The 16736-nt window shown below is 68.6% G+C and carries 15 protein-coding genes; 10 read left to right on the forward strand and 5 right to left on the reverse strand.

From position 1 onward, the window contains the following. Positions 1 to 190: 190 nt before the first annotated feature. From AB7M35_RS01545 to AB7M35_RS01555, 3 genes are all read right to left on the reverse strand, one after another. The gene (locus AB7M35_RS01545) at positions 191 to 349 is read right to left on the reverse strand and encodes a hypothetical protein (RefSeq protein WP_453956668.1); all 159 of its coding nucleotides are present in this window, start codon (positions 347 to 349) and stop codon (positions 191 to 193) included. A 278-nt stretch (positions 350 to 627) separates the two neighbouring features. After that, positions 628 to 3510, reverse strand: coding sequence for an excinuclease ABC subunit UvrA (uvrA, locus tag AB7M35_RS01550; protein WP_453956670.1), 2883 nt, complete (start codon positions 3508 to 3510; stop codon positions 628 to 630). Beyond that, positions 3503 to 4207, reverse strand: a complete 705-nt coding sequence (locus AB7M35_RS01555; protein WP_453956672.1) for a GNAT family N-acetyltransferase — start codon at positions 4205 to 4207, stop codon at positions 3503 to 3505. Before AB7M35_RS01555 ends, uvrA begins: the two co-directional genes overlap by 8 nt. 102 nt (positions 4208 to 4309) lie before the next feature. Here AB7M35_RS01555 and AB7M35_RS01560 point away from each other — a divergent pair, with 102 nt between their 5' ends. Then, positions 4310 to 4825 carry a single-stranded DNA-binding protein gene (locus AB7M35_RS01560; RefSeq protein ID WP_453956674.1) on the forward strand — a complete coding sequence of 172 codons (516 nt, stop codon included), beginning with the start codon at positions 4310 to 4312 and terminating at the stop codon, positions 4823 to 4825. 126 nt (positions 4826 to 4951) lie between these two features. Continuing rightward, positions 4952 to 5809 (forward strand): protein phosphatase 2C domain-containing protein, encoded by an 858-nt coding sequence (locus AB7M35_RS01565; RefSeq protein WP_453956676.1) that lies wholly within the window; start codon positions 4952 to 4954, stop codon positions 5807 to 5809. Between the two features lie 39 nt (positions 5810 to 5848). Here the strand turns inward: AB7M35_RS01565 and AB7M35_RS01570 are convergent, their stop codons facing one another. Next, a complete protein-coding gene (locus tag AB7M35_RS01570) occupies positions 5849 to 6544 on the reverse strand; it encodes a MarC family protein (protein WP_453956677.1) in 696 nt (231 codons plus the stop codon). A 320-nt stretch (positions 6545 to 6864) separates the two neighbouring features. On the opposite strand from AB7M35_RS01570, the gene gyrA reads away from it, so the two are divergent. Together gyrA and AB7M35_RS01580 are read left to right on the forward strand one after the other, a co-directional pair. Next, a complete protein-coding gene (gyrA, locus tag AB7M35_RS01575; protein WP_453960554.1) occupies positions 6865 to 9606 on the forward strand; it encodes a DNA gyrase subunit A in 2742 nt (913 codons plus the stop codon). A gap of 294 nt (positions 9607 to 9900) precedes the next feature. Further along, on the forward strand, positions 9901 to 10317 hold the full coding sequence (locus AB7M35_RS01580) for a hypothetical protein (protein ID WP_453956678.1): 417 nt from the start codon (positions 9901 to 9903) through the stop codon (positions 10315 to 10317). A 274-nt stretch (positions 10318 to 10591) separates the two neighbouring features. Here AB7M35_RS01580 and AB7M35_RS01585 read toward each other — a convergent pair whose 3' ends face one another. Beyond that, positions 10592 to 11107, reverse strand: coding sequence for a hypothetical protein (locus AB7M35_RS01585; protein WP_453956680.1), 516 nt, complete (start codon positions 11105 to 11107; stop codon positions 10592 to 10594). Between the two features lie 302 nt (positions 11108 to 11409). Here AB7M35_RS01585 and coaD point away from each other — a divergent pair, with 302 nt between their 5' ends. The 6 genes from coaD to AB7M35_RS01615 all read left to right on the forward strand — a co-directional run bounded on the left by coaD (position 11410) and on the right by AB7M35_RS01615 (position 16689). Beyond that, positions 11410 to 11913, forward strand: a complete 504-nt coding sequence (gene coaD / locus AB7M35_RS01590; protein ID WP_453956682.1) for a pantetheine-phosphate adenylyltransferase — start codon at positions 11410 to 11412, stop codon at positions 11911 to 11913. 119 nt (positions 11914 to 12032) lie between these two features. Further along, positions 12033 to 12581: a peptidylprolyl isomerase gene (locus AB7M35_RS01595; RefSeq protein ID WP_453956684.1), complete on the forward strand. Its 549-nt coding sequence runs from the start codon at positions 12033 to 12035 to the stop codon at positions 12579 to 12581. Between the two features lie 52 nt (positions 12582 to 12633). Further along, positions 12634 to 13101, forward strand: a complete 468-nt coding sequence (locus AB7M35_RS01600) for a peptidylprolyl isomerase (protein ID WP_453956685.1) — start codon at positions 12634 to 12636, stop codon at positions 13099 to 13101. Between the two features lie 62 nt (positions 13102 to 13163). After that, entirely contained in the window at positions 13164 to 14243 is a 1080-nt protein-coding gene (gene queA / locus AB7M35_RS01605; RefSeq protein ID WP_453960556.1) for a tRNA preQ1(34) S-adenosylmethionine ribosyltransferase-isomerase QueA, read from the forward strand. Continuing rightward, on the forward strand, positions 14240 to 15382 hold the full coding sequence (tgt, locus tag AB7M35_RS01610; RefSeq protein ID WP_453956687.1) for a tRNA guanosine(34) transglycosylase Tgt: 1143 nt from the start codon (positions 14240 to 14242) through the stop codon (positions 15380 to 15382). The genes queA and tgt overlap by 4 nt, the downstream gene beginning before the upstream one ends. A gap of 83 nt (positions 15383 to 15465) precedes the next feature. Next, positions 15466 to 16689 (forward strand): adenylate/guanylate cyclase domain-containing protein, encoded by a 1224-nt coding sequence (locus AB7M35_RS01615; protein WP_453956689.1) that lies wholly within the window; start codon positions 15466 to 15468, stop codon positions 16687 to 16689. The last annotated feature ends 47 nt before the right edge of the window (positions 16690 to 16736 follow it).

Below are 16736 nucleotides of genomic sequence, written 5' to 3' on the forward strand. Positions count from 1 at the left end.
AGGGAGGAGCCGGCGGGCGTTCCATATCACCGCGGCCCAAGGGGAGGGGGTGGCCGCGGCTACCGAGCCGGACGGATGTGAGGGGCACATCCCGGCTCGTATCTCTTGGCATCGGCCGCGCTGCGCGGCAGTGCCTGATCTGGTCAGTCGGTGGGGCCGGCGCCTTTATGAGGCGGTGCGGCCCGGAAACTCACGGGCGAGAGAAGTCCCTGGAGCGGCCGACGAGCTTCTCGATATCCAGCGAGGTAAGCCCGAGATCAAGCTGCTGACGCGGCGAAAGCCGACGGATCTCAGCGAGATTGCGGTTGTCCTTCCAGGACTGAAACGTCCGAACGAAAATGTCGAACATGGCGGCACTCCAAGAAACGCAATGAAGGTTGCCAAACCAACACGCCGGGGTGATGAGCTTAAAAAGCGGCGGGCGGTCGTGCCGTGTCCGTCGACTGCCCCGTATATGGGCGAATGTGACTGCTTTGTAATCAGATAAAAAAGCATGTCAGGCCTGCGTAAGCTGCATTGCACAAAGGCAGCTTCGCGGCAGCTTCAGGGCACGCCAGCGGCGGACTTTCGCGGCGTGCTTCTGCCGCCTCGCGCGCCGCCGATGGTGCGGCGCCGAATCGGGCCGCCTCATTCGGCGGCAGTAGCTGCCTTTTGCTTGGGCCGGCGCGAGAGCAGCTCCGCGAGGAACTGCCCCGTGTGGCTCTCCGGCGCGGCCGCGATGTCCTCCGGCCGGCCCATGGCCACGACCCTGCCGCCGCCGTCGCCGCCCTCGGGGCCGAGATCGATGACCCAGTCGGCGGTCTTGATGACCTCCAGGTTGTGCTCGATCACCACCACCGTGTTGCCGGTCTCCACCAGTCGCTGGAGCACCTCCAGCAGCTTGGCGACGTCGTGGAAGTGCAGGCCCGTCGTCGGCTCGTCGAGGATGTAGAGGGTGCGGCCGGTGGCGCGCTTCGACAGCTCCTTGGCGAGCTTGACGCGCTGGGCCTCGCCGCCGGACAGCGTCGTCGCCTGCTGGCCGATCTTGATGTAGCTGAGCCCGACCTGCTTCAGCGTCTCCAGCTTGTCGCGCACCTGCGGCACGGCCTCGAAGAAGGTGCAGCCTTCGTCGACGGTCATGTCCAGCACGTCGGAGATCGACTTGTCGCGGAAGGTGATCTCCAGCGTCTCGCGGTTGTAGCGCTTGCCGTCGCAGACGTCGCAGGTGACGTAGACGTCCGGCAGGAAGTGCATTTCGATCTTGATGACGCCGTCGCCCTGGCACGCCTCGCAGCGGCCGCCCTTCACGTTGAAGGAGAAGCGGCCCGGGCCGTAGCCGCGCGCCTTGGATTCCGGCAGGCCGGTGAACCATTCGCGGATCGGCGTGAAGGCGCCGGTGTAGGTGGCCGGGTTGGAGCGCGGGGTCCGTCCGATCGGCGACTGGTCGATGTCGATGATCTTGTCGATCTGCTCCAGCCCCTCGATGGAATCGTGGGGCGCCGGCACGTCGCGCGCGCCGTTCAGGCGCCGGGCGACGGCCTTGTAGAAGGTGTCGATGAGCAGCGTCGACTTGCCGCCGCCGGAAACGCCGGTGACCGCGGTGAAGGTGCCAAGCGGCAGCTCGAACGAGACGTTCTTGAGGTTGTTGCCGCGCGCGCCGGTGAGCTTGATGCTGCGGCCCTTCTTCGCCTTGCGCCGCTGGGCCGGCACCGGGATCTCGCGGACGCCGGAAAGGTACTGGCCGGTGAGCGAGGCCGGGTCGGCGACGATCTGGTCCGGCGTTCCCTGCGACACGATCTGGCCGCCGTGGACGCCGGCGCCGGGGCCCACGTCGACGACGTAGTCGGCCGCCAGGATGGCGTCCTCGTCGTGCTCCACGACGATCACGGTGTTGCCGAGGTCGCGCAGCCGCTTGAGGGTTTCCAGCAGGCGGGCGTTGTCGCGCTGGTGCAGGCCGATCGACGGTTCGTCGAGCACGTAGAGCACGCCGGTCAGGCCCGAGCCGATCTGCGAGGCAAGCCGGATCCGCTGGCTCTCGCCGCCCGAAAGGGTCCCGGAGTTGCGCGACAGCTGCAGGTAATCGAGGCCGACGTCGACCAGGAAGCGCAGGCGCTCGCGGATCTCCTTGAGGATCCGGGAGGCGATCTCGTTCTGCTTGTCGGTGAGCTGGGCGCCGAGGGCGTCGAACCAGGCATGGGCCTCGCGGATCGACAGCTGCGAGGCCTGGCCCACGTGGAAGCCGGCGATCTTCACCGCCAGCGCCTCGGGCTTCAGGCGGTAGCCGCCGCACGCCTCGCAAGGCTTGTCGGACTGGTAGCGCGACAGCTCCTCGCGGACCCACTGGGAATCCGTCTCGCGCCAGCGCCGCTCGATGTTGGTGACGACGCCCTCGAAGGTCTTCTTCGTCTCGTAGCTGCGAAGGCCGTCGTCGTAGCGGAAGGCGATCTTCTCCTTCGTGCCGAACAGGATGGTGTTGCGCACCACCTCCGGCAGGTCGCGCCACGGCGTCGTCATGGCGACGTCGTAGTGCGCCGCGATCGCGTCGAGCGTCTGGGTGTAATAGGGCGAGGTGTTGCCGGTGCGCGACCACGGCAGGATGGCGCCGTTGCGCAGCGAAAGCCCGTCGTCGGGCACGACCAGGTCGGCCTCGAAGCTCAGCATGGTGCCGAGACCGTCGCAGGTCGGGCAGGCGCCGAACGGGTTGTTGAACGAGAACAGCCGCGGTTCGATCTCGGGAATCGTGAACCCGGAGACCGGGCAGGCGAACTTCTCCGAAAACACCATGCGCTTCGGCGCGCCGGCCTCGTCCGTCTCGTCGGCGAACTCGGCGAAGGCAATGCCGTCGGCCAGCCCCAGCGCGGTCTCCAGCGAATCCGCCAGCCGCGTACCGATGTCGTCGCGCACCACCAGGCGGTCGACCACCACCTCGATGTCGTGCTTGATCTTCTTGTCGAGGGCCGGAGCCTCGGTGATCTCGTGGAAGGTGCCGTCGATCTTGACCCGCTGGAAGCCCTTCTTCTGCAGCTCGGCCAGCTCCTTGCGGTACTCGCCCTTGCGGCCGCGCACGATCGGCGCCAGCAGGTAGAGCCGCGTCTTCTCCGGCAGCGCCAGCACCCGGTCCACCATCTGGCTGACGGTCTGGCTCTCGATGGGAAGGCCCGTGGCGGGCGAGTAGGGCACGCCCACCCGCGCCCACAGGAGGCGCATGTAGTCGTAGATCTCGGTCACGGTGCCGACGGTCGAGCGCGGATTGCGCGACGTCGTCTTCTGCTCGATCGAGATCGCCGGCGAGAGCCCGTCGATCTGGTCGACGTCGGGCTTCTGCATCATCTCCAGGAACTGGCGCGCGTAGGCCGAAAGGCTCTCCACGTAGCGGCGCTGTCCCTCGGCATAGATGGTGTCGAAGGCCAGCGACGACTTGCCGGAGCCCGACAGGCCGGTGAACACCACGAGCGAATCCCGCGGGATCTCCAGATCCACGTTCTTCAGGTTGTGCTCGCGCGCACCTTTGATGGAGATCGTCTTATGCATGGGGGCTGGATCGTCCGGTCTTGGGAGGGGTCGCCGGCGCGGCCGTCAGGTAGGCCTTCCGGGAGAGAGCGAAGAAGGCGTGCGGGCTGCCGGCGTGGTGCCGATCGCCAATATAGGGTAGGCCGACCCGCCGGATAACCCGGAGGGAGCGGATATTGTCGGGGAGGGCGAAGGCCACGACCCTGTCCGGCTGGACGATGCGCATGGCGTGGTCCAGCACGGCGCGGGCGCCCTCGGTCGCAAACCCGTGGCCCCAGTAGCGGGGCATCAGGTGCCAGCTGATCTCCGCGTCGTCCGGTCCGGGATCCGGCGGGTCCCGGGGCTCGGCCGAGCGGTCGCCGGGGATCGTTGGCTTGAGCGCGACCGTGCCGACGAAGTCCCCCGGGTGCTGGCGCCGGAAGGCCGCGAACCAGCCCATGCCGCGCGCCTGCAGCCGCCGGGTGAGATCCAGAATCCTGTCGATGGCCGCGTCGGACACCGGCTGCTTCTCCCAGAAGAACACGTCCGGATCGCGCACGAGGGCCGCCAGCTGTGCCCGGTCCGCGGCGCGAAAGGGCCGAAGGGACAGCCTCTCGGTGACGAGCTCGATCATCGTTGCCTTGATAAGCGGAAAAGAACAATATAGGAACATCATATTGCGGCGCACGCCCCGATGCAATGCGAACGTGAACGATTGTGTCGGGTTCCTCGCAGCCATCCCGGCCCCGCATCTGTGGACGGGGGAGGCGGATGGGGAGACGCGCCGCCCGTGCCGCGCTATGGGTGCGGGGATCAAGAACGTCTGGGAATGGAGAACGAGATGGCCGGCAGCGTCAACAAAGTGATCCTCGTCGGAAATCTCGGCGCGGATCCGGAAATCCGCCGCACCCAGGATGGCCGCCCGGTCGGCAATCTGCGCATCGCGACCTCCGACAGCTGGCGCGACAAGGCGAGCGGCGAGCGGCGCGAGCGCACCGAGTGGCACCGGGTCGTGATCTTCAACGAAGGCCTGTGCAAGATCGCCGAGCAGTATCTGCGCAAGGGCTCGAAGGTCTATATCGAGGGCCAGCTGCAGACCCGCGAGTGGGAAGACCAGTCCGGCCAGAAGCGCTACACGACCGAGGTGGTGCTGCAGGGCTTCAACTCCGCGCTGACGATGCTCGATGGCCGCAGCGAAGGCGGCGGTGGCGGCGGCGGCTCCTACGGTGGTGGCGGCGGCGGTGGCGCCAGCTCGGGCGGCTTCGGCCAGTCGGGTCCGATGGACACCGGCGGCGGCAGCAGTGGCGGGGGTGGCGGCGGATATGGCCGCGACCTCGACGACGAGATCCCGTTCTGATCCAGTCCGAACGCCTGCACCGGTCGATGGCCGATGCCGATCGCCTGGGGTCGACCGCGTCCGTCTGACCCGCCTGTCGCCGAAGTCCGGTCGACGCGCCGGACCGAAGAATTCCCTGGAGACGAGATGGCGATGACTGGCGTCGACATCGTCGATCGGATCTCGCTTCCCGGGAGCCCGCGGCGGCCCAACGAGGACGCCTTCGGCACCGCCGGCGCGTTCGCCTGGGTGATTGACGGGGCCACCGGGCTCGGCGATTTCGAGTGCCTCGGCGGGCCGAGCGATGCGGCCTGGCTCTCGGCGACGGCGAGCGCGCTGCTGGCCGAACGCATCGACGGCGGCGAAACCGATCTGCTGGCGCTGCTCGAGGCCACCATCGACGACCTGGCCCGACGCTTCGAGGCCGAACAGGTGCGCCCGCCGGAGGGCCGCTACCAGCGCCCCACGGCCTCCATACTGATCGCCCGCTTCGACCCGCGCGGCATCGATGTCGCGGAACTCGGCGACTGCTGCCTGTTCGCGCGCGCCGGCAACGGCGCCGTCCTCACGGTGGGCAGCGACCGGGCGGGCCGGGCAGCCGAACAGGACGCGGCGCGCCGGATGATCGCCCACAACGCGACCATCGAGACGCCGGAGGTGCGCCGGCGCATGCGCGAGGGACGCTCCCGCCACAACACGCCCGAGGGCTACTGGGTGCTGGGTCTCGATCGCGAGGCGGCGGCCCGGGCGCGGCTGCGCCGGCTCGAGATCGATGCTCCGGTCGAGGCGCTGCTCGCCACCGACGGCTTCGCGGCGCTGGTGGAGGACTACCGCCTCTATGACGCGCCGGGCCTGCTGGCGGCGGCCGGCGCCGAAGGGCTGGCCTTCCTGGCGGAGGAGCTGCGCGCGCTCGAGCAGGTCGAGGATCCCGAATGCCGCAGTTTTCCGCGCTTCAAACAGTCGGACGACGCGACCGCGGTGCTGGTGCGTATGGATCGCGGCTAGGCTGTCACGCGCGCCCAGGTGCCGGGCAGGACGCGCGGCCTACACCGTCTTTGCCAGCGTGATGATGCCGTCGGCCACGAACTGGACGGCGAGGGCGGCGAGGATCACGCCGAGCAGCCGGGTCAGCACCGCGCGGCCGGTGGCGCCCAGGAAGCGGTCGACCGTCGGGGCGGCCAGGAACACCACCAGCGTGCTGGCGAGGACCAGGGCGATCGTCGCGATCATCGCGCCGAAGGCGGCGTTCGACGGCGCGTGGTCGGCCAGCAGGATGACGGCGGAGATGGCGCCGGGACCGGCGATCAGCGGGATCGCCAGCGGAAACGCCGCGATGTCGGCGTGCTCGTCCTCCGCCGCGCTCGCCGCGGCCCCGGATCCGGCCGCATGGTCGCCGCCGCCCTCGCTGTCGGCGGCCTCCTCGCGGGTGGCCTCCTGGGCCAGCGTCGCCTTGCGCTCGGTGCGCTTGCCGAACACCATTTCCGCGGCGATCCAGAACAGCAGCAGCCCGCCTGCCACGCGGAACGCCGACAGCGAGATGCCGAGGAAGCCCAGCAGCGAGTTGCCGACCAGCGCGAAGGCCAGCAGGATGCCGAACGCCACCGCGCTCGCCTTGATCGCCACCACCCGCCGCGCCGCCCGCGACCACCCCGGCGTCAGCGCCAGGAAGATCGGCGCCAGCCCGATCGGATCGACCGTCACGAACAGCGTCGTCAGTGCATTCAGAAGATAGTTGGTCATGCCGGCGTTCCCCGATCGTGGCGCCCCGTGTGCGGGCACGCAGCGCATTGATACCGGGGCCGCGGCACCCCATTTTGACGGAATCGGCGTGGCGACGGCCCACGCAAATTTTCAGCTTCGAATATTCAAACCTAAGCGGTTGATTTTTCTTGCAAACCTGGTTCGTTGCCGCGCCCCGCGAAGTGGCCCTGCGCACGGGAATCGGCTATAGACAATCCAACCGACCTAAGACGCGAGTGTGATTCCCTGTGAGTGACGAGCAAGTTCCGCCGCCGGGCGAAGAGCCGAAGGGCGTGCGCGGCATTTCCATCACCGACGAAATGGAGCGGTCCTATCTCGATTACGCCATGAGCGTGATCGTGAGCCGGGCGCTTCCCGACGTCAGGGATGGCCTGAAGCCGGTTCATCGGCGCATCCTCTACACGATGCACGAGAACGGCTACGAGTGGAACAAGCCGTACAAGAAGTCCTCGCGCATCGTCGGCGACGTGATGGGTAAGTACCATCCGCACGGCGACCAGGCGATCTACGACGCGCTGGTGCGCATGGCGCAGGACTTCTCCATGCGCCTGCCGCTGATCGACGGCCAGGGCAACTTCGGCTCGGTCGACGGCGATCCCCCGGCCGCCATGCGTTACACCGAGGTGCGGCTGGAGAAGGTCGCCAACCCGCTGCTCGAGGACATCGACAAGGCGACCGTCGATTTCCAGGACAACTACGACAATTCCGAGCGCGAGCCGATCGTGCTGCCGGCGCGCTTCCCGAACCTGCTCGTCAACGGTGCCGGCGGCATCGCGGTCGGCATGGCGACGAACATCCCGCCGCACAACCTCGGCGAAGTGATCGACGCCACCATCGCGATGATCGACGACCCGACGCTGTCGGTCGAAGCCCTGTGGGAGTACATCCCCGGTCCCGACTTCCCGACCGGCGGCATCATCCTCGGCCGCGGCGGCATCCGTTCGGCCTATTCCACCGGCCGCGGCTCGGTGACGATGCGCGGCCGCGTCGACATCGAAGCCGCCGGCAAGGACCGGGAAGCCTTGGTCATCAAGGAAATCCCGTACCAGGTGAACAAGGCCTCGATGGTCGAGAAGATCGCGGAACTCGTCCGCGACAAGCGCGTCGAGGGCATCTCGGACCTGCGCGACGAATCCGATCGCGACGGCATGCGGGTGGTGATCGAGCTGAAGCGCGATGCAGTGGCCGAGGTGGTGCTGAACCAGCTCTACCGCTTCTCGCCGCTGCAATCGACGTTCGGCTGCAACCTGGTGGCGCTCAACTACGGACGTCCGGAGCTGATGCAGCTTCGCGACTTCCTGACCGCCTTCATCGGCTTCCGCGAGGAGGTCATCAACCGCCGCACCAAGTTCCTGCTGAACAAGGCCCGCGACCGGGCCCACGTGCTTGTCGGCCTGGCGATCGCGGTCGCCAACATCGACGAAGTCATCCGCCTGATCCGCACCTCGCCCGATCCGGCGACGGCGCGGGCCGAGCTCATGAGCCGCGACTGGCCGGCGCGCGACATGGTCCCGCTGGTCAAGCTGATCGACGATCCGCGCCACGCGGTCGCCGAGGACGGCACCTGCCGGCTCTCCGAGGAACAGGCCCGCGCCATCCTCGACCTGCGCCTGCAGCGCCTCACCGCGCTCGGCCGCGACGAGATCGGCGACGAGCTCAACAAGCTCGCCGACGAGATCAAGGACTACCTGGAGATCCTGCGCTCGCGACAGCGGGTGTTCGAGATCATCAAGGACGAGCTCACCTCGGTGCGCGACGAGTTCGCCACGCCGCGCAAGACCGAGATCGTCGAGGGCGGTGCCGATCTCGAGGACGAGGACCTCATCCAGCGCGAGGACATGGTCGTCACGGTCAGCCACGCCGGCTACGTGAAGCGCGTGCCGCTGGTCACCTACCGGGCCCAGCGCCGCGGCGGCAAGGGCCGCTCCGGCATGTCGACCCGCGAGGCGGACTTCGTCACCCGGCTGTTCGTCGCCAACACCCACACTCCCGTGCTGTTCTTCTCCTCGCGCGGCATCGTCTACAAGGAGAAGGTCTGGCGGCTGCCGCTGGCGGCTCCCCAGGCGCGCGGCAAGGCGCTGATCAACATCCTTCCGCTGGAACAGGGCGAGGCGATCACCTCGATCCTGCCGCTCACCGACGACGAGGCGAGCTGGGCCGAGCTGGACGTGATGTTCGCGACCACCAAGGGCACCGTCCGGCGCAACAAGCTCTCCGACTTCGTGCAGGTGAACCGCGCCGGCAAGATCGCCATGAAGCTCGACGAGGGCGACGGCATCGTCGGCGTGCAGATCTGCTCGCCGGACGACGACGTTCTGCTGACCACGGCGACGGGGCAGGCGATCCGCTTCCCGGTCACCGACGTGCGCGTCTTCGCCGGGCGCAACTCGACCGGCGTGCGCGGCATCACCCTGCCGGAAGACGACCGCATCATCTCCATGTCGATCCTGCGCCATGTGGATGCGTCGCCGGCCGAACGCACCGCGTACCTCAAGATGCGGCGCGCGGTGGCGGGCGAGGGCGATGCGCCGATCGAGGCCGAGGCCGACGAAGGCATGGCCGTCGAGCTGGGCTCGGAGCGCTACGCGGAGCTGAGCGCGGCCGAGCAGGTCATCCTCGCCATCTCCGAGAACGGCTACGGCAAGCGGACCTCCGCCTACGAGTACCGGGTCACCGGGCGTGGCGGCAAAGGCATCGTCGCCATGACGGTCAACGACCGCAACGGCCAGCTCGTCGCCACCTTCCCGGTCGAGGACGCCGACCAGATCATGCTGGTCACCAACGGCGGCCAGTTGATCCGCTGCCCCGTCGACGGCATCCGTCAGGCTGGCCGCAACACCCAGGGCGTCATCGTGTTCTCGACGGCCGAAGGCGAGAAGGTCGTCTCGGTCGAACGCGTCTCCGAAGTCGATGACGAGGAGGAGTTCGAGGACGGCGAAATCGGCGCCGGGGGCGGCGTAGCCGGCACGGACGGCGGCGCTGGCGAAGGCCCGGCCGACGACGGTGCGGGCGATGCCCCGGACGTCGAGCCCGAAGAGTAGGCACGGTGCCGGCCGGCGTCAGCGCCGGCCGGTGCTCGCCTGACGGGCATTCCCCATCCGGGGGATGCCGTCCGCCACGCGATCGCGGCAGACTTGCTCCGTAGCTCCGCCGTTCCGCTGGCATCGCGTCCCGACAGGCGCCGCCCCGAACCGCGGCCGCAGTCGGAGATCGCCACCTTGCCCCGTTTTTGCAGCCCTGCCGCCTTCCTCGGGCCCTTCCAGGTGAGGGGAGAACAGGATTGCCGTCCGCCGTCGCGACCCGACGCGTCACGCCGACCGGGCGGGTTCGCGCGGATGGCGCGCGTGCTGGCCGGCGTGTTCGGGGTCCTGGCCACTGCGATACCCGCGGTTGCCGCCGGGCCGGCGCTTTCGCCAGGCGAGGCGACGGTGCACACCATCGCGGACGCAACCGCCGACGAATTGCGGGAACTGCAGGGCTTTATGATGATCTATCGGGGCATGAGGGGCTGTCAGAGCCTCGGGGCGATCTTCAGCGAAGCCGATGTCGCTATGATGGAGGGATTCCTCCAGGCCCGCTTCGCGGATGTCTCGGTGGCCGATCGTCAGCGCGCCTGGAATGACGCCGGCGAGCTTCTGGGGGACTCCGTCGACAAGCTCTATTTCATGGCCGCGGCCAAGCGCGAAACGGAATGCAGGGGGCTTGCGGACGTCGCCGTGGATCTCGGGCTGAACCTTCCGAGCCGGCGCTGACGCGCGCGACTGCCTGCGGAGTCCGTTTTCATCTCTGTTGCAAGGACTTGCGGGCGTCCGTTCACCACGGGGAGGGCAAGCACAGGGTCGCCCTCTGCGTGCTGCGCGCAGAAAAAAGCCCCGCAGCGGAGACCGCTGCGGGGCTGACGTCGAACCGGCTTAGGGGGGTAAGCCGATCCGACGAAAAGTTGGCTTGGAGGACGCCCGAAGGCGCCAGTGGTCAGTCAGGCCAGTCAGTCTCGGTCAGTCAGTGAAACCTGGGTCCTGGTAGGACTTAGCGCTGGGCCACGACAGTGGCCGGGCTGCGCGCCAGGATGGTCACGGCGTTGGCCTCATCCGTCCGGGACTCGGTCACGAAGCGCACCTTCTTGGGCGCGGCGGACGCCGATTCCCAGGTGATGCAGGCGTTCGAGATATTCGGCCAGTTCTGGTCGGCGCACAGGCGCTCGGCGACGGTGTCGAACCGATCGGCCTTGGGCGTCGACGAAAATCCGACGGTGTTCACGCCCGCCGTGACGGCGATGGCGGTGAAGGCAACGATGCCGGAAGCGGCGATCATGCGAGCGGAAAAGCGTTTGGCGAACATCATCCCTGACCCCTTGTTCCACGTCGAGTGAGCAAATCGTCCTCGATGATGATGAGATGGTGAGAACTGAGCGGCACGCGAGTGATGCTCGTCACGGTTCATCGCATTGTTTACTTTCGACCGGGAAGTCCGGGCGTCCGTCGCATCCGCCGAAGCAGAGCTGTTAGCGTCGATCCGGGTGTTGAACTTCATCGTGTGGCGCATCGTTGCTGTCCTCCTGGCAACACAACGCGACATCTGGCGGGGCGGTTCCACGGGTGTGAAGAAAGAGTGAAGAAAGAGGGTGGGGTTGCAGTCGTCCGGCCGGGCGGCTAGACCAACCGACCATCGCGCAAACGCCGCAGTATCCGGTGGTGTGCGGTCGCTTCAGGGCCTTCCCGTTTCGCTCCGATCGGCTCGATCGGGCGGCAGAAAAGAAAAGGCTCCGAAGCTCGGATATCGAACCGCTCTTGAAAGGCCGGATGATCCCATCCGGCGGGATGCGGCTCCTGGACGACGGCGGACCCATGCGAATTGCGCTTTATCCCGGCTCGTTCGATCCGGTGACCAACGGCCACCTCGACGTTCTCTCCCACGCGCTGGGCATCGCCGACCGCGTCGTCGTCGCCATCGGCGTGCATCCGGGCAAGGCGCCGATGTTCAGCTTCGAGGAGCGCGTCGAGATGCTCCGCGACGTGGCGCGCGAGATCCTCCCCGCCGGCGAGCAGGACCGGCTGCAGGTCGTCTCGTTCACCAATCTCGTCATCGATGCCGCCGTCGACCACGGCGCGACGCTGCTGATCCGCGGCCTCCGCGACGGCACCGACCTCGACTACGAGATGCAGATGGCGGGCATGAACCGCACCCTGCGCCCGCAGGTGCAGACCGTTTTTCTGCCGGCCTCGCCCGAAGTGCGTCACATCACAGCCACGCTTGTGCGTCAGATCGCCCGCATGGGTGGGCGCACCGCGGAGTTCGTGCCCGCCGACGTCGCCCGGCGCCTCGCCGAAAAGGCCGACAAGAAAGACTGACGCCCGCTGCCGGCCGGTGGCTTGCCACCGACGGGACGTGGGCCAGACCCCCATCCGATCCACCGCATCCCGACCCGCGCCTCGTGCGCCGGTAGCGCGGAGTGCCGAAGAGGTCTCACATGATCGCACGTCTTGCCGTCCTGATTGCCTTCGCGATTGCGGCCGTCCTGCCCGCAGCCGCGCAGACCACCGCCAGCCCCGACAACATCCTCGTGCTCGAGACCAACAAGGGCGCCGTCGAGATCGCGCTGCGTCCGGATCTGGCGCCCGAGCATGTCGAGCGCATCAAGACCCTCGCGCGCGAAGGCTTCTATGATGGCGTCGTCTTCCACCGCGTCATCGAAGGCTTCATGGCCCAGACCGGCGATCCGACCGGCACCGGAAGCGGCGGCTCGAAGCTGCCCGACCTGAAGGCGGAGTTCACCTCGACCCCGTATCAGCGCGGCACCGTCGGCATGGCGCGGGCCCAGAGCCCCGACAGCGCCAACTCGCAGTTCTTCATCATGTTCAACCGCGTGCCCAGCCTCGACGGCAAGTACACCGTCTTTGGCGAAGTCATCGACGGCATGGACGTGGTCGATACGATCAAGAAGGGCTCGCAGAGCGCCAATGGCCAGGTCTCGAACCCGGACAAGATCGTGAAAGCCTATATCAAGGGCGACAAGTAGGCCGGACGCACCGTCCGACCGCAGAACCGATACTGAAAAAGGAGTAGAGCCTGTGGCAACCGATCCCGAGAACACCCTGGTGCTGGACACCACCCGCGGACAGGTGACGATCGCGCTTCGTCCCGACGTCGCGCCGAACCACGTCGCCCGCATCAAGGAGCTCGTCCGCGAGGGCTTCTACAACGGCATCGTCTTCCACCGGGTGATCGACGGCTTCATGGCCCAGACCGGCTGCCCGAAGGGCAACGGCACCGGCGGTTCGGGCAAGAAGCTGAACCAGGAGTTCAACGATGCCCCGCATGAGCGCGGCACCGTGTCGATGGCGCGCACCCAGGACCCGAACTCCGGTGACAGCCAGTTCTTCATCTGCTTCGAGCGGGCGCCGTTCCTCGACAAGCAGTACACCGTGTGGGGTCAGGTGACCGACGGCATGGACGCCGTTGACCAGATCAAGCGCGGCGAGCCGGTCGTCGATCCGGACCGGATCGAGAAGGCCTGGATCGCCGCCGACGCCGCGTGAGCTCCGCGACGCACACCGAGGAGGAGGTGGCGCCCGGCGCCGCCTCCGCCGCCGGCGACACGCTGGCGGACTACGATTTCGACCTGCCCGCCGACCGGATCGCGCTCAGGCCGGTCCGCCCGCGCGACGCCGCGCGGCTGCTGACGGTCCGCCCCGGCGAAGACCCGCTGCTCGGCGACCGGATCGTCTCCGACCTGCCGGACCTTCTGGCGCCCGGCGATGTCCTCGTCTTCAACGACACCCGGGTGATTCCCGCCCAGCTGTTCGGCGTGCGCACGCGCGGCGAGGCGACGGCGCGCATCTCCGCGACGCTGCACAAGGACCTCGGCGACGGCCGCTGGCGGGCGTTCGTGCGCCCGGCGAAGCGGCTTTCCGTCGGCGAGACCATTCAATTCGCCGCGGGACCCGACGCGGAGCCGCAGCCGGGCGCCCTCGAGGCGACCGTGACGGCGCTCGACGGGGGCGAGGCGACGCTCGCCTTCGCCACCGGCCCGGCCGGGCTCGACGCGGGGCTGGCCGCCGTCGGCCACATGCCGCTGCCGCCCTACATCGCGCGCCGCCGCCCCGACGACGATGCCGACCGCGAGGACTACCAGACCGTCTATGCGCGCCTGCCGGGATCGGTCGCGGCGCCCACGGCGGGGCTGCATTTCACCGACGACCTGCTGGCCCGGCTCGCCGCGCGCGGCATCGGCACGGAATTCGTGACGCTGCACGTGGGGGCGGGGACGTTCCTGCCGGTCAAGGCGGAGGACCTGACCGCCCACAAGATGCACGCCGAGTTCGGCACCGTGACGGCCAAGGCGGCGGAGCGGCTGAATGCGGCGCGAGCGGCCGGCGGCCGGCTCGTGTCGGTAGGCACCACCAGCCTGCGGCTGCTGGAATCGGCGACCGATCCGGATGGCCGGATCGGCGCGTTCTCCGACGAGACGTCGATCTTCATCCGCCCCGGCTATCGCTTCCGGGCGGTGGACGCGATCATGACCAACTTCCATCTGCCGAAGTCGACGCTGTTCATGCTCGTCTCGGCGTTTGCGGGGCGGGAGGCGATGCGCGCGGCCTATGCCCACGCGGTGGAAACCGGCTACCGCTTCTATTCCTACGGCGATGCCAGCCTTCTCTTTCCCGACAGGACCCGGTGACAGACCCTTTCGCCTTCTCCCTACTCGCCACCGACGGCAAGGCCCGGCGCGGCCGCATCGCCACGGCCCACGGCCTCGTCGAGACGCCCGCCTTCATGCCCGTCGGCACCCAGGCGACCGTCAAGACGATGCTGCCGGAACACGTGCGCGAGACCGGCGCCGACGTGGTTCTGGGCAACGTCTATCACCTGATGCTGCGCCCCGGCGCGGAGCGGGTGGCGCGGCTTGGCGGCCTGCACCGGTTCATGAACTGGCCGCACACAATCCTCACCGATTCCGGCGGCTTCCAGGTCATGTCGCTGGCCGCGCTCCGCAAGCTCGACGCCGACGGGGTCACCTTCAAGAGCCACATCGACGGATCCACCCACAGGCTGACGCCCGAGCGCTCGGTGGAAATCCAGGGGCTGCTCGGCTCCGACATCCAGATGCAGCTCGACGAGTGCGTGCGGCTGCCGGCGACCCGCGACGAGATCGAGCGCGGCATGCGCCTCAGCCTCGACTGGGCGGCGCGTTCGCGGGCCGAGTTCGAGCGGCTCGGCGGACCGGGCAAGGGCCAGGCGCTGTTCGGCATCGTCCAGGGCGGCGACGACAAGCGGTTGCGCGAGCAGTCGGCGACCGCGCTCGCGGCGATGCCGTTCGAGGGCTACTCCATCGGCGGGCTGGCGGTCGGCGAGCCCCAGGAGGTGATGTTCGACATCACCGCCGCGACGACCGCCTTCCTGCCGGCCGACAAGCCGCGCTACCTGATGGGGGTGGGCACTCCCGACGACCTCATCGGCTCGGTGGCGCGCGGCGTCGACATGTTCGACTGCGTGATGCCGACTCGCGCCGGCCGCCACGGCGTCGCCTACACCCGCTTCGGCAAGCTGAACCTCAAGAACGCCCGCCACGCAGAGGATCCGGCGCCGCTGGATCCCGATGGCCCGACCGAGATCTCGCGCATCTACAGCCGCGCCTACCTGCACCACCTGATCCGCGCCGGCGAGGCGCTGGGCGCGATCCTGCTGACCTGGAACAACATCGCCTACTATCAGGAGGTGATGCGGAGCCTCCGGACGGCCATCGAAGCCGGCCGGTTCGAGGACGAGGCGGCCGAGATCCGGGCCGGCTGGGCGCGGGGCGACGCGCCGGCCGCCTGAGCCGGTCCGCCCGCGCCCGCGGGGGGTGGCGATTGCCGTCGCCGACCCCATCTTCGATGAGACGAGGGGACGGGGCGATAACCATGCAGCACAGCCGATTTGCCGACGCGCCGGCCGAGGGCGCCGCGGAGACGCGGGCGATCCAGGACCTCAGCGACTGGATCGTCGAGGAGGGCCTGTCGCGCAACAATCTCGACGTGCTCATCCAGGGCTTCTGCGAGGGCGTCGCCGCGCTGGAGATCCCGCTCGTGCGCATGCACGTCTCCATCGCCGCCCTCCATCCGACCGTGAAGGGCTATGGCGGCTACTGGTGGCGCGGCCGGGGCTTCGTCGCGGAGGAATACGAGCGCTCCTCGCTGCCGCGCATCGGGTGGCGGTCCAGCCCGCTGCGCGTGATGCTGGAGGACGGCGTGCGGGAAATGCGCTTCCGGCTCGACGGCAACGGCACGCTGGACTTCCCCGTCCTGGAAGACTTTCGCGAGGAGGGCGGCACCGACTGGATCGGCCGCATGGTCCGCTTCGGCGCGGAGGAGGCGGACACCGGCCTGCCCGGTATGCTGCTGTCCTGGCTGTCGGACCGGCCCGGCGGCTTCAGCGACGCCGATGTGGCGACGCTGGACCGGCTGGTGCCGCGGCTCGGCCTCGCCTGCTACCGGATCGCCCTGAAGCGTGCGGCGGAAGACCTTCTCGACGCCTACGTCGGGACCGACGCCGGCCATCGAGTGCTGTCGGGCCAGATCGAGCGGGGTGCGGCGACGCGGCTCTATTCGGTGGTGATGGTCGCCGACCTGCGCGGCTTCACCCGTTTCGCAGACGAGACGGACGGGGAGGAGGTGCTGGCCTCGCTCAACACCGCGCTCGGCGAGCTCTGCGACCTCGTCGAGGCGCATCAGGGCGAGGTGATGAAGTTCATGGGCGACGGCTTCCTGGCGATCTTCAGCCTGGAGGACCGCGACCCTGAGAGCGTCTGCGCCGAGGCGCTGGCCGCCGCCGAGGCGATGATCGCCGCGAACGCGGCGCTGAACGGGCTGCGCGCCGAACAGGGCCTGCCGCCGCTGGTCGTCGACATCGCGCTGCATCTGGGCGAGCTGATGTACGGCAACATCGGCTCGTCGCGGCGCCTGGATTTCACCGTCATCGGGCCGGCGGTCAACGAGGCGAGCCGCATCGAGGCGCTTTGCACGCCGCTCGGCCGCCAGCTGCTGGTCTCCGAGAGCTTCGCCGCCGCCTGCGGCGTGCCGCTCACCTCGGTCGGATCGCATCCGCTGCGCGGCGTCGCGCGCAGCCAGGAGCTCTACACCCGCTAGAGCCTCTGCCGATCGGGCGATGCGACCGATCGGTCCGTCGAGGCTCC

Source organism: Amorphus suaedae, from assembly GCF_053629675.1.